Here is a 20,509-nt window from a genome sequence, read left to right as displayed (position 1 = left end):
ATGAATAACAATGATATTTATCGTCAGTATATGTACAGTTATCCGCATAAGACGGCTTATCGGGAGCTGGAGAACGTCGGCTTTAGCGAAGTAAAACCACGGATTTACGAGCACGGCACACATCTGTATGTTCATATGCCGTTTTGTCAAAGTCGCTGCGGGTTCTGTAATTTATTTACCTGCACAGGCGCAGATAATACGTTCATTGATAGCTATATCGACGCGATTATTACCCAGGGCCAACAAATGGCGCTGGCGCCCGTCCACTGGGGAAGCTTTACCGTAGGCGGCGGCACACCTCTGCTATTAAACATTGCGCAATTAGAGAAGTTATTTTTTTCCGTCTTTGATGTGCTCAATGTTGACTGGAATATTTATAAAACAATTGAAACTTCCCCTACGGATACCACAGCAGAAAAAGTAGCGCTATTAAACGCCTTTTCCGTTAATCGCGTCAGTATTGGCGTACAAAGTTTTCATGACAGCGAGTTACATACGCTGCACCGCCGCCACAATGCCGCCAGCGCGCACCAGGCGCTGGAATGGCTAAAGGCGGGTCATTTTCCATCACTCAATATTGATATTATTTACGGCATTCCCGGACAGACTCACGCAAGCCTGACGGAATCGTTACATCAGGCGCTCGTTTATCAACCGGAAGAGCTGTTTCTTTATCCGCTTTATAATATGCCTCGCCAGGAAAGTATGCATGGCTACTACGTTTTAGCCCGCGATCTTTTACGCAACGCGGGCTACACCCAAACGTCCATGCGCCGTTTCGTCCTTAATCCAGCGCCATCCGCCGCGGCGGAAAGCTGCGGATTTGAAAACTCACTGGCGCTCGGCGCGGGCGGCAGAAGTTATCTTGGCAATCTGCATTACTGTTCACCGTGGTCGTCGAACCTGCAGACATCACGAAAAATCATTCAGGCGTTTATCGACAGCCCGGATAAAACCGTCATCAATCACGGTTATCTGCTTCCCCCTGATGAAATAAAACGCCGCTTTATCATTAAAAATCTATTTTTCTGGCAGGGACTTTCTCTTAGTGATTATCAGCAATATTTTGCCAGCGATGCGCTAAGGGATTTCCCCAACCTGGAACGCTTTATACAGCAAGGCTACTGTTATCAGAATGGCAGTCGCCTCCGGCTAACGGAGACCGGTATGGCATTATCCGATTGCCTTGCTCCTGTGTTCGTTTCGCCTGAGGTGATGCTACGGGAGAATCGGCAGAGATGAGCATCCCCGCCCTGCGCGATATTCACACGCTGTTTTATCGCGGCTATCTTAAATCGTGTAATTATCATTGCGGCTATTGCCCGTTCCATAAACACGCCCGTAACGATAAAAAACGCGACGAAGCCGCGCTATGGCGCATGGTTGACCATTTGCCTCTTTTAGGTACGCCGTTGAATGTGATGATTACGCCTTATGGCGAGGCGCTACGCTTGCGTTATTACATGGCGGCGTTGGCAGAAATTAGCCGCTATCCTCATGTTCAGGCGGTCGGCATACAAACTAATGCCTCTTTTTCGTTAATGTCATTGCTGGAGGCATTTCGTGCTGGCGGCGGAGATATCTCAAAGCTTCGGTTATGGTGTTCTTTTCATCCCTCACAAATTACCGCTGAGCGCTTTCTCCAGCAGTGTTTAGCGCTCTCTGCCGCCGGAATAACCTGGTGCGCGGGGGCTGTCGCCAGTATGAAAGATATCGACCAGTTTCGTTGGCTACGCCAGCAGTTGCCTGACCAGAATTATTTTTGGTTTAACGCCAACGAGTGTGCCAATACCCGGCATACCGTCGAGGAAACCATCGCCTTCGGTGAACTCGATCCGCTGTATGTGATTGAAACGCAGCAGTGGCCAGCGCAGCTGGATATCTGTACCGCAGGAAGAAAAAGTATTTTTATGAACGCAGAAGGCGATCTTTTTGCTTGTCATATCAGCAAAATTAAAATGGGTAATTTATATCAGCAACGTCTTAATTCTCCCGCCTGCCAGGCAAAGCAATGCCACTGTTTTCTCGCTTATCAGCACCGTCTCGATATTCCATTGCTGAATCACCTGGATGCCTCACGCTGTTTTAGGATCGGACGCTCATGCGATATCGTTTAATCGCTTTTGATCTTGATGGAACGCTGCTAAACCGTAATAAACAAATTCTGCCAGAGTCGCTAACCGCCATCCGTCAGATGCAGGACATGGGCTGCCGAATAATGCTTGTTACTGGTCGCTCTCATCGTGAAGCCTATGCGTATTATCAAACGCTGGCGCTCACCGAACCGATGATCTGTTGTAACGGAAGCTATATTTATCAACCGGCTCAACAGCAGATCCTTGATCCGCTGCCGCTGACGCACTTACAAACGGAAAAAATACTGGCGCGGGTATATCCGCTTAAACCGACAATTCGTGCTGATGATAAAATAATCTTTCAGGCTGATGAGCTAAGCAGTAGGGAGAATATTTGGCAAATCAGCATCGTTCATCGGCACATAAAACAACTACAAAATATTGCTGAGTTTATACAGCATGAATTACAGCTAAGCTGTACCTGGTCCTGGCATCATCAACTGGATATTCTCCAGAAGGGGTGTAGCAAAGGGCAAAGCCTCGCCGGATATGCACAGCAACAGCATATCGCAATGCGCGAAGTGATGGCGTTTGGCGATAATGATAACGATGCGGAAATGCTACGTTTAGCCGGATTGGGCGTAGCGATGGGGAATGCCAGCGCCCGGGCAAAGGTTTATGCGGACAGCGTCATTGGTCGGCATAATACGCCAGCGATTGCTGATTTTTTGGCAACCTTATCCCTTTATCAATGTGAATAAAAAAACCCCGCCGAGTTTTCATTTCGGCAGGGTTTTTATCCGTAAGAGCGTTAATTACTCTTCTTTCTGACCACGGTTCGCACGGCGGCGATCGTTTTCCGTCAGGTGACGTTTACGGATACGGATAGAGGTTGGGGTGACTTCTACCAGTTCGTCGTCATCAATGAACTCCAGCGCTTGCTCAAGGCTCATTTTAATTGGCGGAACCAGAATCACCGCTTCATCCGTACCAGACGCACGCATGTTGGTCAGTTTCTTACCGGTCAGGCAGTTTACCGTCAGGTCGTTGGAGCGGCTGTGAATACCAATAATCTGGCCTTCGTAAACTTCCGCGCCGTGACCCAGGAACAGCTTACCGCGATCCTGCAAACCGAACAGCGCAAACGCCACCGCTTTACCCTGACCGTTAGAGATCAGTACGCCGTTCTGACGCTGGCCCACTTCACCCGGACGAATATCGTCGTAATGGCTGAAGGTGGAGTACAGCAGACCCGTACCGGAAGTCATGGTCATGAATTCTGAACGGAAACCAATCAGCCCACGGCTTGGGATCACGTAGTCGAGACGTACGCGGCCTTTACCGTCCGGATTCATGTTTTTCAGATCGCCTTTACGCTCGCCCAGCGCCTGCATGACAGACCCCTGGTGCTGCTCTTCGACGTCCAGCGTCACGTTTTCGTACGGCTCTTGTTTACGACCGTCGATTTCACGGAAGATAACTTTCGGACGGGAAACCGCCAGTTCGAAACCTTCACGACGCATATTTTCAATCAGCACGGACAGGTGCAGTTCGCCACGACCGGATACACGGAACGCATCCGCATCTTCGGTTTCTTCAACGCGCAGCGCCACGTTATGCACCAGCTCTTTGTTCAGACGGTCAAGAATCTGACGAGAAGTCACAAACTTACCTTCTTTACCGCAGAACGGCGAGGTGTTAACGCAGAAGAACATAGACACGGTCGGCTCATCAACGGACAGCGCCGGCAGCGCTTCAACGTTCTGCGGGTCGCAGATGGTGTCGGAAATGTTCAGCTCGCCCAGACCGGTGATCGCAATGATATCGCCCGCTTCGGCGATATCGCTGTCGATACGCTCCAGACCCAGATGCGTCAGCACTTTACCTACTTTCGCGTTACGGGTTTTCCCTTCACTATCGATGATAGTGACCTGCTGGTTCGGCTTCACTTTGCCGCGTTTGATACGGCCGATGCCGATAACGCCAACGTAGTTGTTGTAGTCCAGCTGGGAGATCTGCATCTGCAACGGACCATCGAGGTCAACGTCCGGCGCCGGAACATGATCAATGATCGCCTGATACAGCGGGGTCATGTCTTCCGCCATATCTTCGTGGTCCAGACCCGCGATACCGTTCAGCGCCGAAGCGTAGATGATCGGGAAGTCCAGCTGTTCGTCGGTCGCGTCGAGGTTAACAAACAGGTCGAATACCTGGTCAACAACCCAGTCAGGGCGCGCGCCAGGACGGTCAACCTTGTTGATAACCACAATAGGTTTCAGGCCATGAGCAAAGGCTTTTTTGGTCACGAAGCGCGTTTGCGGCATCGGGCCGTCAAATGCGTCAACCACCAGCAGCACAGAGTCAACCATGGACATGACGCGCTCTACTTCACCACCGAAGTCAGCGTGCCCGGGAGTATCAACGATGTTGATACGGTAATCATTCCATTTAATAGCGGTGTTTTTAGCGAGGATAGTAATACCACGCTCTTTCTCCAAATCGTTGGAGTCCATCACTCGCTCTTGAGTTTCGGCACGCGCGTCGAACGTACCGGATTGCTGGAGCAGCTTATCAACCAGGGTAGTTTTACCATGGTCAACGTGCGCGATGATGGCGATGTTACGCAAATTTTCGATCACAACTTTGCCTCAGGCATTAGAAATAGCGCGTTATTGTACACGGATTAATCGCACTACAAAACAGGATCACAAACATCCTCCGCAAACAAGTATTGCAGAGTCTCTTTGTGATCGCTTTCACGGAGCGTTAAAAGGGTGGCTTGCGTTCTATTGCACCAATGTGGTGCTTAATGTTCACATTGAAGCACTATTTTGGTGCAACATAGTCACCGTGGTGCAGCCCTTTTGCACGATGGTGCGCATGATAACGCCTTTTGGGGGCAATGTGAAAGTTGGCACAGATTTCGCTTTATATTTTTACGGCGACACGGCCAGCAGAATTGAAGATCTCGTTACCACGACGACCGACCATGACCAATCCGGGAGAGTACAAGTATGTCCGCTGAACACGTTTTGACGATGCTGAACGAGCACGAAGTGAAGTTTGTCGATCTGCGCTTCACCGATACCAAAGGCAAAGAACAGCACGTCACGATTCCTGCTCATCAGGTAAATGCCGAATTCTTTGAAGAAGGCAAAATGTTTGACGGCTCCTCTATCGGCGGCTGGAAAGGCATTAACGAATCCGACATGGTGCTGATGCCAGACGCATCCACCGCAGTGATTGACCCGTTCTTCGCGGACTCTACCCTGATTATCCGTTGCGACATCCTGGAGCCTGGCACTCTGCAAGGTTATGACCGTGACCCACGTTCCATCGCAAAACGTGCGGAAGACTACCTGCGCGCGACCGGTATCGCCGATACCGTCCTGTTTGGGCCGGAACCTGAATTCTTCCTGTTCGACGACATCCGCTTCGGCGCATCTATCTCCGGCTCACATGTTGCGATTGACGATATTGAAGGCGCCTGGAACTCCTCTACCAAGTACGAAGGCGGCAACAAAGGCCATCGTCCGGGCGTGAAAGGCGGTTATTTCCCGGTTCCGCCAGTTGACTCCGCGCAGGATATCCGTTCTGAAATGTGTCTGGTCATGGAGCAGATGGGCCTGGTCGTTGAAGCGCACCATCACGAAGTAGCGACCGCAGGTCAGAACGAAGTGGCGACCCGCTTTAACACCATGACCAAAAAAGCCGACGAAATTCAGATTTACAAATATGTCGTGCATAACGTGGCTCACCGCTTCGGTAAGACCGCGACCTTTATGCCAAAACCGATGTTCGGCGATAACGGTTCCGGTATGCACTGCCACATGTCGCTGGCGAAGAACGGCACCAACCTGTTCTCTGGCGACAAATATGCCGGCCTGTCTGAACAAGCGCTGTACTACATCGGCGGCGTCATCAAACACGCCAAAGCCATCAACGCCCTGGCGAACCCGACCACCAACTCCTACAAGCGTCTGGTCCCGGGTTACGAAGCGCCGGTGATGCTGGCCTACTCCGCCCGTAACCGTTCCGCCTCCATCCGTATTCCGGTGGTGGCGTCTCCGAAAGCGCGCCGTATCGAAGTTCGCTTCCCGGACCCGGCGGCTAACCCGTATCTGTGCTTTGCCGCCCTGCTGATGGCCGGTCTGGACGGGATTAAGAATAAGATTCACCCGGGCGAAGCCATGGACAAAAACCTGTATGACCTGCCGCCGGAAGAAGCGAAAGAGATCCCACAGGTAGCGGGTTCTCTGGAAGAAGCGCTGAACGCGCTGGACCTGGACCGCGAGTTCCTGAAAGCAGGCGGCGTGTTCACGGATGAAGCGATCGATGCGTATATTGCGCTGCGTCGCGAAGAAGATGACCGCGTGCGTATGACCCCGCACCCGGTAGAGTTTGAGCTGTACTACAGCGTTTAATCGTATATTAAAAATCCGACGAATTTCGCGTTGCTGCAAGGCGGCAACTGAGCACATCCCCAGGAGCATAGATAGCGATGTGACTGGGGTAAGCGAAGGCAGCCAACGCAGCAGCAGCGTGAAAGGCGTCAGGAGTTTTTGAGTTGCCGTGGAAACTTTCAGCCCATCCCTGGATGGGCTTTTTTCTCCACCAACAATCTGATCTCACGCGCTTTTTAGTAGTAAAAAGCTATAATGCACTAAAATGGTGCAACCTTTTCCAGGAGACTGCTGAATGGCAAGCGGCATACAGCCCGATGCTGGGCAGATCCTCAATTCGTTAATCAACAGCGTGCTGGTGGTCGACGACGCGCTGGCAATCCATTACGCCAATCCTGCCGCGCAGCAGTTGCTCGCGCAAAGCTCACGCAAACTGTTCGGGACGCCGTTACCTGAACTGTTGAGCTATTTTTCGTTAAACATTGACCTGATGCGCGAAAGTTTAGCGGCAGGACAAGGCTTTACCGATAACGAAGTGACGCTGGTGATTGATAGTCGCTCGCATATTCTCTCTTTGACCGCCCAACGTCTGCCCGACGATTTTATACTGCTCGAAATGGCGCCGATGGATAACCAGCGTCGTCTGAGTCAGGAGCAGTTGCAGCACGCGCAGCAAATCGCCGCCCGCGATCTGGTGCGCGGTCTGGCGCACGAAATCAAAAATCCGCTCGGCGGCCTGCGCGGCGCGGCGCAGCTACTCAGCAAGGCGCTGCCCGACCCGGCGCTAACGGAATATACCAAAGTCATCATTGAACAGGCCGACAGGCTACGCAACCTTGTCGATCGTTTGCTGGGGCCGCAGCACCCGGGAATGCACATTACCGAGAGCATACATAAAGTCGCGGAGCGCGTGGTGGCGCTGGTGTCGATGGAACTGCCGGATAATGTCCGGCTTATCCGCGATTACGACCCCAGTCTGCCAGAACTGCCGCACGACCCGGAACAAATTGAGCAAGTACTGCTGAATATTGTCCGCAATGCCTTGCAGGCGCTGGGGCCGGAAGGCGGCGAAATTACGCTGCGTACGCGTACCGCCTTCCAGTTAACGCTGCATGGCGAACGCTATCGCCTGGCGGCGCGTATAGACGTTGAAGACAATGGGCCGGGCATTCCTCCCCATTTACAGGATACTCTGTTCTACCCGATGGTCAGCGGTCGCGAAGGCGGCACCGGGCTTGGGTTATCTATCGCCCGCAATCTTATCGATCAACACGCCGGCAAAATTGAATTTACCAGTTGGCCGGGGCATACCGAGTTTTCGGTTTACCTGCCGATTCGGAAATAGAGGTGTTTATGCAACGAGGAATAGTCTGGGTCGTCGATGATGATAGTTCCATCCGTTGGGTGCTTGAACGTGCTCTCGCCGGGGCAGGGTTGACCTGTACCACCTTTGAGAATGGTAATGAAGTACTGGCTGCGCTGGCCAGTAAAACGCCGGACGTCTTGCTGTCGGATATCCGAATGCCGGGAATGGACGGGCTGGCGCTATTAAAGCAGATTAAACAGCGTCACCCGATGCTTCCGGTCATCATTATGACCGCGCATTCCGATTTAGATGCCGCCGTGAGCGCCTATCAGCAGGGGGCGTTTGATTATCTGCCTAAACCGTTTGATATTGATGAAGCCGTCGCTCTGGTCGAGCGCGCGATTAGCCACTATCAGGAGCAGCAGCAGCCGCGTAATATCGAGGTTAACGGCCCGACAACAGACATGATAGGCGAAGCGCCCGCCATGCAGGATGTGTTTCGCATTATTGGTCGGCTGTCGCGTTCTTCGATTAGCGTGCTGATTAACGGCGAATCAGGAACCGGTAAAGAACTGGTCGCCCATGCGCTACATCGCCATAGCCCACGCGCCAAAGCGCCGTTTATCGCGCTCAATATGGCGGCCATCCCGAAAGATTTGATTGAATCCGAACTGTTTGGCCATGAGAAAGGCGCTTTTACCGGGGCGAATACCATCCGGCAGGGCCGTTTCGAGCAGGCTGACGGCGGCACGCTGTTTCTGGACGAAATTGGCGATATGCCGCTGGATGTCCAGACTCGTCTGTTACGCGTGCTGGCTGACGGACAGTTCTACCGTGTGGGCGGGTACGCGCCGGTAAAAGTGGATGTGCGCATTATCGCCGCCACCCACCAGAACCTCGAACGACGCGTTCAGGAAGGGAAATTCCGCGAAGACCTGTTCCACCGCCTGAACGTGATTCGTATCCATCTTCCGCCGTTGCGTGAACGCCGTGAGGATATTCCGCGCCTGGCGCGCCATTTTTTGCAGGTCGCCGCCCGTGAATTAGGCGTGGAAGCCAAATTATTACATCCAGAAACCGAAACGGCGTTAACACGCCTGGCATGGCCTGGTAACGTGCGTCAGTTAGAAAATACCTGCCGCTGGCTCACCGTCATGGCCGCCGGACAGGAGGTATTGATCCAGGATTTACCAGGCGAACTGTTTGAAGCCTCGGCGCCGGATAGCCCGTCCCACCTGCCGCCGGATAGCTGGGCGACATTACTGGCGCAATGGGCGGACCGCGCCTTGCGATCCGGTCATCAAAACCTGCTTTCTGAAGCGCAGCCAGAACTGGAGAGAACGCTACTGACCACGGCGTTACGCCATACGCAGGGTCATAAACAGGAAGCCGCCAGGCTGCTCGGTTGGGGGCGAAACACCCTAACGCGGAAGTTGAAAGAGCTGGGAATGGAGTAAACATTACCCGCGAGTGTAAAGATTAATAATTGAGCGCAAAACGCTGCTATTTTGCGCTTTACTGTTCCGATGAGTTCAGTATGATCATGCCCGGCAAACGGGGGGATTCATTATGTTAGAATCTATTATTAATCTGGTATCGAGTGGAGCGGTCGACAGCCACACGCCACAAACTGCGCTAGCCGCCGTGTTGTGTGCCGCGCTGGTGGGACTGTTCAGCTGACAATGTGCCGGATGGCGCTAATGCTTATCCGGCCTACAGGTTGTCGCAACGTGTAGGCCCGGTAAGCGCAGCGCCACCGGGCAACCCGGCTAAATGACGCGTGAGAACTGCTGCATCCGCGCTTTCTGGCGCAGATACGCGTCAAAGCACATGCAGATATTGCGGATCAGCAAACGACCTTTCGCCGTCACCTGAATTCCCTTCTCGCTAATATCCACCAGCCCATCTTTCGCCAGCGGCGACAGTAACTGCAAATCTTCGGCAAAATACTCAGCGAAATGCAAACCCCACTGCTGTTCGACAGCGTTAAAATCCAGGCGGAAGTTACAAATCAGCGCTTTGATAACATCGCGACGAATGCAATCATCACGGGTCAGCGTAATACCACGCCATAGCGCATTGCCCCGCTCATCCACTTGCTGGTAATAACGCTTCAGCTCTTTCTGGTTCTGCATGTAGCCATCGCCAATCATGCTGATAGCAGAAACCCCCATCCCCAGCAGATCGGTATCGCCCTGGGTCGTATAGCCCTGAAAATTACGGTGCAGCACGCCTTCGCGCTGCGCGACGGCCAGTTCGTCGTCCGGACGGGCAAAATGGTCCATCCCGATAAACTGATAACCGGCCTGAGTAAGCGATACGATCGTCTCCTGCAAAATATCCAGTTTCTGCTGCGCGCTGGGTAAATCGGCATCTTTAATTTTACGCTGGGCGGCAAAAAGCGTTGGCAGATGCGCATAGTTAAAGACGCTCAAACGATCGGGGTTCAGCTCCGTCACACGCTTCAGCGTGAAAGCGAAGCTTTCCGGCGTCTGTTTCGGTAGACCGTAGATCAAATCGATATTGGTCGAGGTAAAGCCGATATCGCGGGCGTGATTAAGCAACGCAAAGATGAATTCTTCATCCTGCTCGCGGTTAACCAGGCGCTGCACCTCTTTATTAAAGTCCTGCACGCCCATACTCAGGCGGTTAAAACCTTCCGCACGTAAATGATCGAGCACATCCAGATCAATTTCACGGGGATCGACTTCGATCGAGATTTCCGCGTCGGTATTAAAGTGGAAATTTTCACGCAACAGCGTCATTAAGCGGCTGATTTGCGCTTTATTCAGGTAAGTAGGCGTACCGCCGCCCCAGTGAAGCTGGCTGACATGACGGTCTGCAAACAGCGGCGCGCGATGACGAATTTCCTGCTCAAGCGCGTCAAGATACTGGTCAGCTTTATGCTGTTGGCGGGTGACAATCTTGTTGCAGCCGCAGAAATAACACAACTTGTGACAAAACGGGATATGCACATACAGCGAGAGCGGACGTTCAGGATAACGCGCCACAGCCTGCAAGAATGCGGCGTCCTCGAAGTCTTCAGAAAACTCCAGCGCGGTTGGGTACGAGGTATATCGTGGCCCGGAATAGTTATATTTCTGGATCAGGGCCAGATCCCAGTCTATTTGCTGTTCAGACATGCTCACTCCTTCCGATGGCGTCTCTGGCGGGTACGGCGTACCGGCTTCACGCCATGACGGGCGGCAAGCCGGCTGCGCAGCCATTTCTGTCGCCGCGACAATCGCTGTAGTTTAACGAATAACCACACCAGATAACATATAACCGGAAGGGTTATAAGCAGGACGGGCAAGCCCACGGTGTAAACCCATTAGTTGCCGCCTCTTAGCAGGCGCATCATATCTTCCTGCTTCTCGTCCTCTTCGTCGTCTTCGTCGTCGTCATCGTAAGACAGACCAAGCTTCTGCATCAGTTCATCAATACGATCCAGTTTGGCATCTACCCAGGCTTGATCTTCCGCACTCAGGGTTTCGCCCGCTTCCAGACGTTCTAACAGCGCATCCAGGCGCTCATCCGTTTCCAGTAAATCCAACTCCGCCTGCGGTGAAAGCATAGGTTTCTCACTTTTCGGTTTATGCTGTTGGGTCACTTTTTCAGTCACGCCCAATGGAACAGGTGTTTTACTGCCAATACGTGGATCTTTTTGTTGATTCTGATTGCCGCCGCCCGAAGCGGAATTGCCGCCCGCCGCGCGACTTCCCGGCGCATGACCGCGATGTTTTTTCAGGCGTTTACGGTCGCGCGCCTCCTGGTTTAACTCTTCACGCGTTTTACGACGCTGTTTGCCAAAGGCTTTACTGCGCGGTGCAGAGGTTGGTTTTTTCATGATGTCAGATCTTTAAGCCGTTTTATTCAGTATAGAATTGAGGCGGAATCTAGCAGAAAGCAAGCAAAGAAAAAAGGCGACAGAGTAATCTGCCGCCTTTTTTCTTGACTCACGACCCTTAACGGGTTCCACCATCCCTGTTGGCTATCAACACGCCCTGTTTTTCCCTTAGCCTGGAACATTCCATGTTGTTTCCATTTCCTTTTACTAACGTCTCCGGACGTTTGTCTTCCTGACAATCCTGTGTCTTCGCCTCCTGGCGCTCCTGACCCTCATCCTGAGTCGTTGATCCTGTTAGCGTCCTCGCTATGTGCATTACTTTACTCTTTTGGGGTAAACTCACAAGATACCGACACGGCAAATCCCTTTTTTTCAGACAACTACCTTTCTATAAATTCATGATTTAACTATATTAACTGGCTTTGAGCCTGACAACGACTCTGTCATGTCGCATAAGTGCAATGGACAATGTCTCACAAAGCGTATGGCTTTTACTTACAGCACCGATGCGCCGAAAAATCCGTCTTTTGCTGGCGTTCAGGTATAATCGCCACAATGCTTTGACTGACGGAGACGACCGCTTTGACTAACCTGAATTATCAACAGACGCATTTTGTGATGAGTGCGCCTGATATTCGCCATTTACCTTCCGATTGCGGAATTGAAGTGGCTTTTGCTGGCCGTTCCAATGCAGGCAAATCCAGCGCCCTGAACACGTTGACCAACCAAAAAAGCCTGGCGCGCACCTCTAAAACGCCGGGCCGTACCCAACTGATTAACCTGTTTGAAGTCGTAGATGGCAAACGGTTGGTCGACCTGCCGGGCTATGGCTACGCGGAAGTCCCGGAAGAGATGAAACGCAAGTGGCAACGCGCGCTGGGGGAATATCTGGAGAAACGTCAAAGCCTACAGGGCTTAGTCGTTTTAATGGATATCCGCCATCCGTTGAAAGACCTCGACCAACAGATGATCCAGTGGGCTGTAGAGAGCAATATCCAGGTTCTGGTTCTTCTGACCAAAGCGGACAAACTGGCCAGCGGCGCGCGCAAGGCGCAGTTGAATATGGTACGTGAAGCCGTGCTGGCTTTTAATGGCGATGTGCAGGTAGAAGCGTTTTCCTCGCTGAAAAAGCAGGGCGTGGATAAGTTACGTCAGAAACTGGATAGCTGGTTTAGTGAACTGGCACCGGTCGAAGAGATTCAGGACGGGGAATAATCACCCGCTATGCCGGATGGCGCCGCTGCGCGTCTTATCCGGCCTACGGTGTGAGCGAAACTTTTCTTGCGCACAATAAAAAACGCCCCAGTCATAAACTGACTGGGGCGGCTAAAATATTCAGCCAAATCCGATTACGTGAAGTAAAAGGTCTGAAAGATAGAACATCTTACCTCTGTACCCTACGTGAATAACTTTACTCTTTTTTGAGCAACACAGAAAGACCTTTTCGTAATTTTTTTTCATTCTTTACATAGGGAATTCTAATACCCATCACAAAACCCCCGTGCTTATGTTGCTTAATTACGAAAAAAGCGCGTTATTCCTTAAATGCTTAGTGCGCTTGATCCCAATTTTCCCCGCTACCGACTTCCACCAGCAACGGCACATCAATACGCGTGCAGTTTTCCATCAACTGATGGATACGTTTTGCTACCGCATCTAAGTCGTCTTTATGCACCTCGAACACTAATTCATCGTGTACCTGCATAATCATCCGCACGCGTGGCTGCTCGGCCTGTAGCCAGGCATCGACGGCAATCATGGCGCGCTTGATGATATCGGCAGCCGTTCCTTGCATGGGAGCATTGATCGCCGCGCGTTCCGCCCCCGCGCGCCGCGCCGCGTTGCTGGATTTAATATCCGGCAGATAAAGGCGGCGTCCCTCCAGCGTTTCCACATAGCCTTGTTCTTTTGCCTGAGCGCGGGTGCGCTCCATATATTCCAGCACGCCAGGGTAGCGTTCGAAGTAGAGATCCATATACTTCTGCGCCTCTTTACGCGGAATATTAAGCTGGCGAGAAAGACCGAAGGCGCTCATCCCGTAAATCAGGCCAAAGTTAATGGCTTTCGCACTTCGGCGCTGTTCCCCGGTCACGCTATCCAGCGGCAAGCCAAAGACTTCCGCCGCCGTTGCGCGGTGAATATCCTTCCCTTCGGCGAACGCCGTGAGCAGTCCTTTATCACGGGAAAGATGCGCCATAATACGCAGCTCAATCTGTGAATAGTCCGCAGACACGATGAGATAATCCTCAGGCGCAATAAATGCCTGACGAATGCGGCGGCCTTCTTCATTGCGCACCGGAATATTTTGCAGGTTCGGATCGGTGGACGATAAACGTCCCGTCGCCGTTACCGCCTGATGATAGGACGTATGGACGCGCCCGGTTTTCGGGTTAATCATCAGCGGCAGCTTATCGGTATAGGTGGATTTTAGCTTCGCCAGACCACGATACTCCAGAATCACTTTCGGCAGCGGATAGTCCAGCGCCAGCTCCTCCAGCACCTCTTCCGACGTTGACGGCGCGCCGCCAGGCGTTTTCTTCAGCGGCTTAATACCCTGCTTTTCAAACAGGATAGTCTGCAACTGCTTCGTCGAGGACAGGTTGAACGCCTCGCCCGCAATGTCATGCGCTTTCTTTTCCAGTTCCGCCAGACGTAGCGTGATTTCTTCCGAATGTTTGTGCAGGACGGCAGGATCGATTTTTACACCATTGCGCTCAACGCGTGACAGTACCGGCACCAGCGGCATTTCGATGTTTTCGAAAACATTCAGCGGGCCTTTGTGCTGCTGGAGCTCAGGCCACATTTTGAGATGCAACTGTAACGTGACATCCGCATCTTCTGCCGCATAGCGCCCCGCTTCCTCCAGTGCGATCTGGTTAAAGGTGAGCTGGTTTTTACCTTTACCGGCAATGTCTTCAAAGGTGATAGTTTTGTGCTTCAGCCAACGATCGGACAAACTGTCCATATCATGGCGTCCGGCGACGCTGTTCAGAATGTAAGACTCAAGCATGGTATCGAAGGCGATACCGCGCAGCTCAATACCGTAATTTTGCAAGACGCCGCGATCGTACTTGAGGTTTTGCCCCACTTTGCGCACTTTTTCATCTTCCAGCAGCGGCTTCAGCAGTTCCAGAGCACGCTGGCGGGAGATTTGATCCGGAGCGTCCAGATAATCATGCGCGACAGGTACATACGCGGCAACGCCAGGTTCGATAGCAAACGAGAGGCCCACCAGGTTGGCGGCGATATTATCCAGACTGTCGGTCTCCGTGTCGAAAGCAAAAACTGGCGCTTTTTTCAGCTTTTCAATCCAGCTTTCCAGCGTAACGTCGTCCAGAATCGTGACATAATTTTCATAAGAGAGCGCCGCTGCCGGTTCGCTGGGCGATTCATCAATAACGACCGTTTCCTGCGGTTTGGCCGCCGGTTTCGCGCCCTTTGCCTGTAGCCACTTGCCTGACTCAACGTCCGCCGTCCAGCGCTTAAACTCATATTTTTTAAACAGGCCCAGCAGTTCATCCGCAATCGGCTGCTGCACTTCAAGCTGTTCGCAGGTCAGCTCCAGCTCAACATCCGTTTTAATGGTGGCGAGTTTATAAGACAGGTACGCTACGTCTTTATTCTGCGCTAATTTACCGGCCATCGTTTTGGCGCCGCGGAAAGTGAGACCGGCAATTTTTTCCGGCTCGGCGTACAGCGTATCCAGGCCGCCCAATCCCTGAAGCAAGGCTTGCGCCGTCTTCTCACCCACGCCTGGTACGCCTGGAATATTATCCGAGGAGTCCCCCATCAGCGCCAGAAAGTCGATAATCAGCTCAGGCGGCACACCGTACTTATTAACGACTTCATCCGGGCCGAGGATGGTGTTAGTCATGGTGTTGATCAGCGTAATATTCGGCGTCACCAACTGTGCCATATCTTTATCGCCGGTGCTGATTAATACCGGACGCCCCACCTTCTCCGCTTCTCGCGCCAGTGTACCGATAACGTCATCCGCTTCTACGCCAGAGACTGCCAGCAGAGGTAACCCCATGGCTTTAACCATGGCATGTAACGGCTCTATTTGCGCACGCAGATCATCCGGCATCGGAGGACGATGCGATTTGTAATGTTCAAAGAGCTCATCACGGAAGGTTTTTCCTTTGGCGTCAAACACCACCGCAGCATGCGTCGGCTGATACTGCATGATCAGGCTGCGCAACATGTTGAGGACACCATACATTGCGCCCGTAGGTTCTCCCGCGCTGTTGGTTAACGGCGGAAACGCATGATAGGCGCGATAGAGATAGGATGAGCCATCTACGAGAATAAGTGGGTTTTCTGGGATCTGAACCATAATGTCCGTGCCTGTTTAACAGATTATGGTTAAAGGATGCCACATACAGGAGGAAAACTTGAGTTTTTCGCCGCATTTGCGGAAAAGTTTTGTCGATCTTCAGGATCGCTCGCAAAACAACCTGTGGATAACTTTGTGTGTAAATTCTTACCATTACTTTAAAATCAGCGCGATAGCCTTCTCGTCTTAATAATTACCCATTATTTTCAATGAGTTGTTAACATCACGTTTTTCTGATTATCTGATTCATGCCGTTATCATAATGTGGATAGTTGTTACGAGTGTTTCTATTTCACTCAGCGCCATCATTAGCATCGTTTTCTGATAGAATCAGCCCCTTGCGCCCTTTTCGCGCACCATTTATGGCTAACTTTTGAATAATTTATTATGACGAGAATACTCGCGGCTATCACGCTCCCATTGAGTATCGTATTGACCATCCTGGTCACTATTGTTTGCTCAGTACCGATCATCATTGCCGGTATGGTAAAGCTTCTTTTGCCTGTTCCCGGTATCTGGCGCAAGGTCTCCATTTTCTGCAATTTCATGATGTATTGCTGGTGTGCTGGTCTTGCAGCGCTGTTACGCCTTAATCCGCACTTGCAATGGGATGTAGAAGGGTTAGAAGGGCTGAGCAAGAAAAATTGGTATTTACTGATTTGTAATCATCGCAGCTGGGCCGATATCGTTGTGCTTTGCGTTCTGTTCCGCAAGCATATCCCAATGAATAAGTACTTTCTTAAACAGCAATTGGCCTGGGTGCCGTTCATCGGCCTGGCGTGCTGGGCATTAGATATGCCGTTTATGAAGCGCTACTCCCGTAGCTACCTGCTCCGACACCCCGATCGACGCGGCAAAGATGTTGAAACAACTCGTCGCTCTTGCGAAAAGTTTCGTCGGTATCCCACCACTATCGTTAACTTTGTTGAAGGCTCGCGATTTACGCATGAGAAACGTCAGCAAACGCATTCACCTTATCAACATCTGTTGCCGCCAAAAGCAGCCGGTATTGCAATGGCGATTAATGTTTTAGGCTCACAGTTCGATAAGCTGCTTAATATTACGTTGTGTTACCCAAACAACGATCGTCACCCCTTCTACGATATGCTAAGCGGTAGGCTGACGCATATTGTTGTTCGGGTGCAACTGGAACCCATAAATGAAGAACTGCACGGCGATTACGTGAACGACAAAACATTCAAACGCCGTTTTCAACGTTGGCTTAATACGCTGTGGGATAAGAAAGATATACAGATAGAAGAGATTAAAACATCTTATAAAAACGCCGGTCAGTGACCGGCGTTCTTTTTATTTTTTATCAACCAAATATTTCACGGTATCAGCATACTGCTGAACAAAAACATCCATGCTGCTGGTATCCATACCTTGTGGGTTAATCTGGTATTTGCCATTGACGAACATCGCCGGAACGCCCTGCAGTTGCAGGTCAGCCGCGGCTTTCTCCTGTTGCGCAACCAGTGATTTCACCACGAAGCTGTTCCAGGCCGCATCGTAATCTTCGCCCTTGACGCCCGCATCAACGAACACTTTACGGATATCCGCGGCAGATTGTACTGTCTGGGTTTTCTGTACGGCTTCAAACAGCGGGACCGTGACTTTATCTTCTACACCCAACGCCATCGCCACCGCCCATGCCTGGGTGAGCTCCTTGCCCAACGGCCCCAGGAACTCAACGTGGTACTTGGTCATTTTGGTGCCTTCCGGCAGCTTTTTCTTCACATTGTCAGACACATGAAGCACTTCTTCAAACTGATAACAATGTGGGCAGTAGAAGGAGAAAAACTCCAGTACCTGGGGTTCGCCAGCGACCGGTTTATCCAGCGTGATATACTGTTTACCGTCTCTGATCTGTGCTGCCGAGGCGCTAAAAGCTAAAACCATACCAGCCAGCGCCAGCCAAATCTTTTTCATGATCAACTCTCTCCGATTAATACATTGGCGTTAATTGTAAAGGGGGTTCGTGCAAAATTTTAGTCTGCTCAATAAAAGTCGTTGTCTGTCGCTGCCAGTAATCTTCCCCTGTTAACCAGGGAAAGTTTTTTGGAAACGCAGGATCGCCCCAACGACGAATCAACCAGGCAAGATAATAAACTAAACGCATGGCGCGTAAAGGTTCAATAAGACCAATTTCAGCCGTATCGAACTCACTAATTTCTTCATAAGCTTCAATAATGGTTTCAAGCTGCATTCGCTGTTCGGCTTTGTCGCCGTTCAGCAGCATCCATAAATCCTGTATCGCCGGGCCGTTACGGGCATCATCTAAATCGACAAACAGCGGTCCATCACGCCATAGAATGTTGCCGGCATGACAATCGCCGTGCAATCGCAGCGTGGCGAAATCGGTGCGCCAGCATTCGGTAACTGCAGACAGTAGAGTATCAGTGGCTTTCAGGAAAGCCGCTTTTTGCCCGGAGGGAATCAGTGCGGCATCTTCGAATACCTGGCGAGGTTCAAAAAGATACTCTGCAAGCCCAATGTCAGGCCGGAAAGTGAAAGGACGTTTTCGCCCCGTCTGATGCAATCGACCAAGATAACGCCCTACCGCCTCCATCTGATCGATATTATCTGCTTCAAACTGACGACCGCCTACGCTGGGGAAAATGGCATAATGATAGCCCTGATGCGCTAACAGCGTCTGGCCATTAAACGCGAGCGGAGCGGCAACCGGAACCTCATCCTTCACCAGTTCAAGCGCGAATTGGTGTTCTTCCCGAATTTGATCAACAGACCAGCGCTCAGGACGATAAAACTTAACGACAAAACGTCGACGGTCTTCATCCTGAAACTGATAGACGCGGTTTTCATAACTGTTTAGTGGAGTCAGCCCGGAATCCACCCTGATCCCCTGTTCAAACAGCGCATCCATGATGGTTTCCGGGTGTAGCGTCTGGAAAGTAAAAGCGTTGTCGTTCATCCCATCATCCGGAAAATACTACGAATGATTCAGGATATCATTTCGTGGCGATTTCGGTGGCGCCGCTTACAAGGTTTTACTCTTTAATAACGCCGCGGGCGCGTAAAAGCGCCGTTTTAAAGTCCTCTTCATAGTCTTTTTGAATCCCTGGAATGGCGGCGTCTTTGGCGGAATCGCGCATTTTCAGATGGTAGATCAGGATATCATCAGTTAAATCTTCCAGTTTGCCGTCAAAACCTGACTCTTTCGCCAGTTTCTGCAAAAATTGCGTCAGATTAAGATCAGGCTCTTTCTGCCAGGCTGGCTGGAGGAGTTCAATGACTTCATTCAGGCGTTTACATTTCATAGCTGTGCTCCTTATTCTTGATACAGACACGGTAGCAGGGTCAATCCCACAATAAAAGAGGCGATATCGGTGAATCTGGGTGAAGTAATAACCGGCGTGGTGCTGGCAGGCGGTAAAGCCCGGCGGATGGGAGGTGCGGACAAAGGTCTGCTTGAACTGGACGGGAAACCGCTCTGGCGACACGTTGCCGACGCGCTCGCGCCACAGCTTGCTACGGTCGTCATTAGTGCTAATCGCCATCTGGATATCTACCAGGCCAGCGGCCTGAAAGTCATTCCGGATTCAATCGCTGACTTTCCCGGTCCGCTGGCGGGTATGCTTTCCGTTTTTCAGCAGGTAGTAGGCGACTGGTTTCTGTTTTGCCCCTGTGACAATCCCTGTATCCCCCACAACCTGGTCGATCGTTTAGCAGCGCAGCGTCATGGCGCACCCGTGGTTTGGGTTCATGATGGAGAGCGCGATCATCCAACGATCGCGTTGATTAATCGTGCCGTTGAGCCCCAGTTGACAGCTTATTTGCAAGCAGGCGAGCGGCGGGTAATGATTTTTATGCGCCAGGTAGGCGGACACGCCGTTGATTTCAGCGATTGTAAGGAGGCATTTGTGAACGTCAACACGCCGGAGGAGCTCGCGCAATGGCAAAAGAGACCATGATACCGCTACTCGCCATTGCCGCATGGAGCGGCACGGGAAAAACAACACTGCTGAAAAAACTGATCCCGGCGCTTTGCGAGCATGGAATTCGGCCAGGGCTGATTAAGCATACCCATCATGATATGGATGTTGATAAACCGGGTAAAGATAGCTACGAATTACGTAAGGCCGGGGCAGCACAAACGCTGGTTGCCAGTCAGCAGCGCTGGGCGTTAATGACTGAAACGCCGGGGCAAGAAGAGTTGGATCTGGCATGGCTGGTGAGCCGGATGGATGCATCAAAGCTGGATATGGTGCTGGTAGAAGGGTTTAAACACGAGGCAGTTGCGAAGATCTTACTTTTTCGTCAGGGATGTGGGCACAGCGAGGAAGAATTAATTCTTGATGAGCATGTTATTGCAGTTGCCAGTGATATTCCACTTGCCGTAGCGGTACCCGTTTTGGATCTTAATGATGTATCGCAGATTTCTGCCTTCATTTTGCGGTGGTTAGAGAAAGCACGTTCCTTGTAGGCCGAATAAGGCGGAGCCGCCATCCGGCGGTGCCGGTTGCCTGATGGCGCTGCGCTTATCAGGCCTACATTTTTACAGTTACCGCACACGCAAAA

General features: G+C 51.5%; 19 protein-coding genes. 11 read left to right on the top strand and 8 right to left on the bottom strand.

Going from position 1 to position 20,509, the window contains the following annotated elements; all coding sequences use genetic code 11:
- The 3 genes from ACLJRU_RS19735 to ACLJRU_RS19725 are packed head-to-tail and all read left to right on the top strand — an operon-like array spanning window position 1 to window position 2,836.
- A complete protein-coding gene (locus ACLJRU_RS19735; protein WP_001062051.1) occupies window positions 1–1,242 on the top strand; it encodes an STM4012 family radical SAM protein in 1,242 nt (413 codons plus the stop codon).
- On the top strand, window positions 1,239–2,117 hold the full coding sequence (locus ACLJRU_RS19730) for an STM4011 family radical SAM protein (RefSeq protein ID WP_015899457.1): 879 nt from the start codon (window positions 1,239–1,241) through the stop codon (window positions 2,115–2,117). Before ACLJRU_RS19735 ends, ACLJRU_RS19730 begins: the two co-directional genes overlap by 4 nt.
- A complete protein-coding gene (locus ACLJRU_RS19725) occupies window positions 2,102–2,836 on the top strand; it encodes a Cof-type HAD-IIB family hydrolase (protein ID WP_001270587.1) in 735 nt (244 codons plus the stop codon). Before ACLJRU_RS19730 ends, ACLJRU_RS19725 begins: the two co-directional genes overlap by 16 nt.
- Window positions 2,837–2,890: 54 nt before the next feature.
- Here the strand turns inward: ACLJRU_RS19725 and typA are convergent, their stop codons facing one another.
- Entirely contained in the window at window positions 2,891–4,714 is a 1,824-nt protein-coding gene (typA, locus tag ACLJRU_RS19720) for a ribosome-dependent GTPase TypA (protein ID WP_000572060.1), read from the bottom strand.
- A gap of 375 nt (window positions 4,715–5,089) precedes the next feature.
- Here typA and glnA point away from each other — a divergent pair, with 375 nt between their 5' ends.
- The 4 genes from glnA to ACLJRU_RS19700 all read left to right on the top strand — a co-directional run bounded on the left by glnA (window position 5,090) and on the right by ACLJRU_RS19700 (window position 9,464).
- Window positions 5,090–6,499, top strand: coding sequence for a glutamate--ammonia ligase (gene glnA / locus ACLJRU_RS19715; RefSeq protein ID WP_001271699.1), 1,410 nt, complete (start codon window positions 5,090–5,092; stop codon window positions 6,497–6,499).
- Between the two features lie 274 nt (window positions 6,500–6,773).
- A complete protein-coding gene (gene glnL, locus ACLJRU_RS19710) occupies window positions 6,774–7,823 on the top strand; it encodes a nitrogen regulation protein NR(II) (RefSeq protein ID WP_000146194.1) in 1,050 nt (349 codons plus the stop codon).
- 8 nt (window positions 7,824–7,831) lie between these two features.
- Window positions 7,832–9,241, top strand: a complete 1,410-nt coding sequence (glnG, locus tag ACLJRU_RS19705; RefSeq protein WP_001188782.1) for a nitrogen regulation protein NR(I) — start codon at window positions 7,832–7,834, stop codon at window positions 9,239–9,241.
- A gap of 112 nt (window positions 9,242–9,353) precedes the next feature.
- The gene (locus tag ACLJRU_RS19700; protein ID WP_001578131.1) at window positions 9,354–9,464 is read left to right on the top strand and encodes a YshB family small membrane protein; all 111 of its coding nucleotides are present in this window, start codon (window positions 9,354–9,356) and stop codon (window positions 9,462–9,464) included.
- Window positions 9,465–9,553: 89 nt separating this feature from the next.
- On the opposite strand, the gene hemN is transcribed toward ACLJRU_RS19700, so the two are convergent.
- The 3 genes from hemN to ACLJRU_RS19685 all read right to left on the bottom strand — a co-directional run bounded on the left by hemN (window position 9,554) and on the right by ACLJRU_RS19685 (window position 11,974).
- A complete protein-coding gene (gene hemN, locus ACLJRU_RS19695; protein ID WP_011264432.1) occupies window positions 9,554–10,927 on the bottom strand; it encodes an oxygen-independent coproporphyrinogen III oxidase in 1,374 nt (457 codons plus the stop codon).
- A gap of 188 nt (window positions 10,928–11,115) precedes the next feature.
- Entirely contained in the window at window positions 11,116–11,631 is a 516-nt protein-coding gene (gene yihI, locus ACLJRU_RS19690) for a Der GTPase-activating protein YihI (protein WP_000743291.1), read from the bottom strand.
- 118 nt (window positions 11,632–11,749) lie between these two features.
- Window positions 11,750–11,974, bottom strand: a complete 225-nt coding sequence (locus tag ACLJRU_RS19685) for a hypothetical protein (RefSeq protein WP_001541209.1) — start codon at window positions 11,972–11,974, stop codon at window positions 11,750–11,752.
- A 239-nt stretch (window positions 11,975–12,213) separates the two neighbouring features.
- On the opposite strand from ACLJRU_RS19685, the gene yihA reads away from it, so the two are divergent.
- Window positions 12,214–12,846, top strand: a complete 633-nt coding sequence (gene yihA / locus ACLJRU_RS19680) for a ribosome biogenesis GTP-binding protein YihA/YsxC (protein WP_000183327.1) — start codon at window positions 12,214–12,216, stop codon at window positions 12,844–12,846.
- Between the two features lie 334 nt (window positions 12,847–13,180).
- On the opposite strand, the gene polA is transcribed toward yihA, so the two are convergent.
- Entirely contained in the window at window positions 13,181–15,967 is a 2,787-nt protein-coding gene (gene polA / locus ACLJRU_RS19675; RefSeq protein ID WP_000249972.1) for a DNA polymerase I, read from the bottom strand.
- 387 nt (window positions 15,968–16,354) lie between these two features.
- Here polA and ACLJRU_RS19670 point away from each other — a divergent pair, with 387 nt between their 5' ends.
- On the top strand, window positions 16,355–17,263 hold the full coding sequence (locus ACLJRU_RS19670) for an acyltransferase (RefSeq protein WP_000196889.1): 909 nt from the start codon (window positions 16,355–16,357) through the stop codon (window positions 17,261–17,263).
- Between the two features lie 12 nt (window positions 17,264–17,275).
- Here ACLJRU_RS19670 and dsbA read toward each other — a convergent pair whose 3' ends face one another.
- The 3 genes from dsbA to ACLJRU_RS19655 all read right to left on the bottom strand — a co-directional run bounded on the left by dsbA (window position 17,276) and on the right by ACLJRU_RS19655 (window position 19,248).
- A complete protein-coding gene (gene dsbA, locus ACLJRU_RS19665; RefSeq protein ID WP_023235423.1) occupies window positions 17,276–17,899 on the bottom strand; it encodes a thiol:disulfide interchange protein DsbA in 624 nt (207 codons plus the stop codon).
- A 16-nt stretch (window positions 17,900–17,915) separates the two neighbouring features.
- Window positions 17,916–18,902 carry a serine/threonine protein kinase gene (locus ACLJRU_RS19660; RefSeq protein WP_000999261.1) on the bottom strand — a complete coding sequence of 329 codons (987 nt, stop codon included), beginning with the start codon at window positions 18,900–18,902 and terminating at the stop codon, window positions 17,916–17,918.
- Between the two features lie 76 nt (window positions 18,903–18,978).
- On the bottom strand, window positions 18,979–19,248 hold the full coding sequence (locus ACLJRU_RS19655; protein WP_000649858.1) for a YihD family protein: 270 nt from the start codon (window positions 19,246–19,248) through the stop codon (window positions 18,979–18,981).
- Between the two features lie 69 nt (window positions 19,249–19,317).
- On the opposite strand from ACLJRU_RS19655, the gene mobA reads away from it, so the two are divergent.
- Both mobA and mobB read left to right on the top strand, forming a co-directional pair.
- The gene (gene mobA, locus ACLJRU_RS19650) at window positions 19,318–19,902 is read left to right on the top strand and encodes a molybdenum cofactor guanylyltransferase MobA (RefSeq protein WP_001048454.1); all 585 of its coding nucleotides are present in this window, start codon (window positions 19,318–19,320) and stop codon (window positions 19,900–19,902) included.
- Window positions 19,899–20,414, top strand: coding sequence for a molybdopterin-guanine dinucleotide biosynthesis protein MobB (gene mobB, locus ACLJRU_RS19645; RefSeq protein ID WP_012543414.1), 516 nt, complete (start codon window positions 19,899–19,901; stop codon window positions 20,412–20,414). Before mobA ends, mobB begins: the two co-directional genes overlap by 4 nt.
- Window positions 20,415–20,509: the final 95 nt, after the last annotated feature.

The organism is Salmonella sp. SAL00653 (assembly GCF_046552515.1).
Taxonomy (GTDB): domain Bacteria; phylum Pseudomonadota; class Gammaproteobacteria; order Enterobacterales; family Enterobacteriaceae; genus Salmonella; species Salmonella enterica.
This window is presented reverse-complemented; position numbering and strand designations above follow the sequence as displayed.

Bases quoted from the DNA above. Each gene is read 5' to 3' on its own strand.
- ACLJRU_RS19700 (WP_001578131.1), top strand. From the start codon at position 9,354: ATGTTAGAATCTATTATTAATCTGGTATCGAGTGGAGCGGTCGACAGC.
- hemN (WP_011264432.1), bottom strand. From the start codon at position 10,927: ATGTCTGAACAGCAAATAGACTGGGATCTGGCCCTGATCCAGAAATAT.
- mobB (WP_012543414.1), top strand. From the start codon at position 19,899: ATGATACCGCTACTCGCCATTGCCGCATGGAGCGGCACGGGAAAAACA.
- ACLJRU_RS19660 (WP_000999261.1), bottom strand. From the start codon at position 18,902: ATGAACGACAACGCTTTTACTTTCCAGACGCTACACCCGGAAACCATC.
- glnG (WP_001188782.1), top strand. From the start codon at position 7,832: ATGCAACGAGGAATAGTCTGGGTCGTCGATGATGATAGTTCCATCCGT.
- ACLJRU_RS19725 (WP_001270587.1), top strand. From the start codon at position 2,102: ATGCGATATCGTTTAATCGCTTTTGATCTTGATGGAACGCTGCTAAAC.
- yihI (WP_000743291.1), bottom strand. From the start codon at position 11,631: ATGAAAAAACCAACCTCTGCACCGCGCAGTAAAGCCTTTGGCAAACAG.
- ACLJRU_RS19730 (WP_015899457.1), top strand. From the start codon at position 1,239: ATGAGCATCCCCGCCCTGCGCGATATTCACACGCTGTTTTATCGCGGC.
- ACLJRU_RS19655 (WP_000649858.1), bottom strand. From the start codon at position 19,248: ATGAAATGTAAACGCCTGAATGAAGTCATTGAACTCCTCCAGCCAGCC.
- ACLJRU_RS19670 (WP_000196889.1), top strand. From the start codon at position 16,355: ATGACGAGAATACTCGCGGCTATCACGCTCCCATTGAGTATCGTATTG.
- ACLJRU_RS19735 (WP_001062051.1), top strand. From the start codon at position 1: ATGAATAACAATGATATTTATCGTCAGTATATGTACAGTTATCCGCAT.
- glnA (WP_001271699.1), top strand. From the start codon at position 5,090: ATGTCCGCTGAACACGTTTTGACGATGCTGAACGAGCACGAAGTGAAG.
- dsbA (WP_023235423.1), bottom strand. From the start codon at position 17,899: ATGAAAAAGATTTGGCTGGCGCTGGCTGGTATGGTTTTAGCTTTTAGC.
- polA (WP_000249972.1), bottom strand. From the start codon at position 15,967: ATGGTTCAGATCCCAGAAAACCCACTTATTCTCGTAGATGGCTCATCC.
- glnL (WP_000146194.1), top strand. From the start codon at position 6,774: ATGGCAAGCGGCATACAGCCCGATGCTGGGCAGATCCTCAATTCGTTA.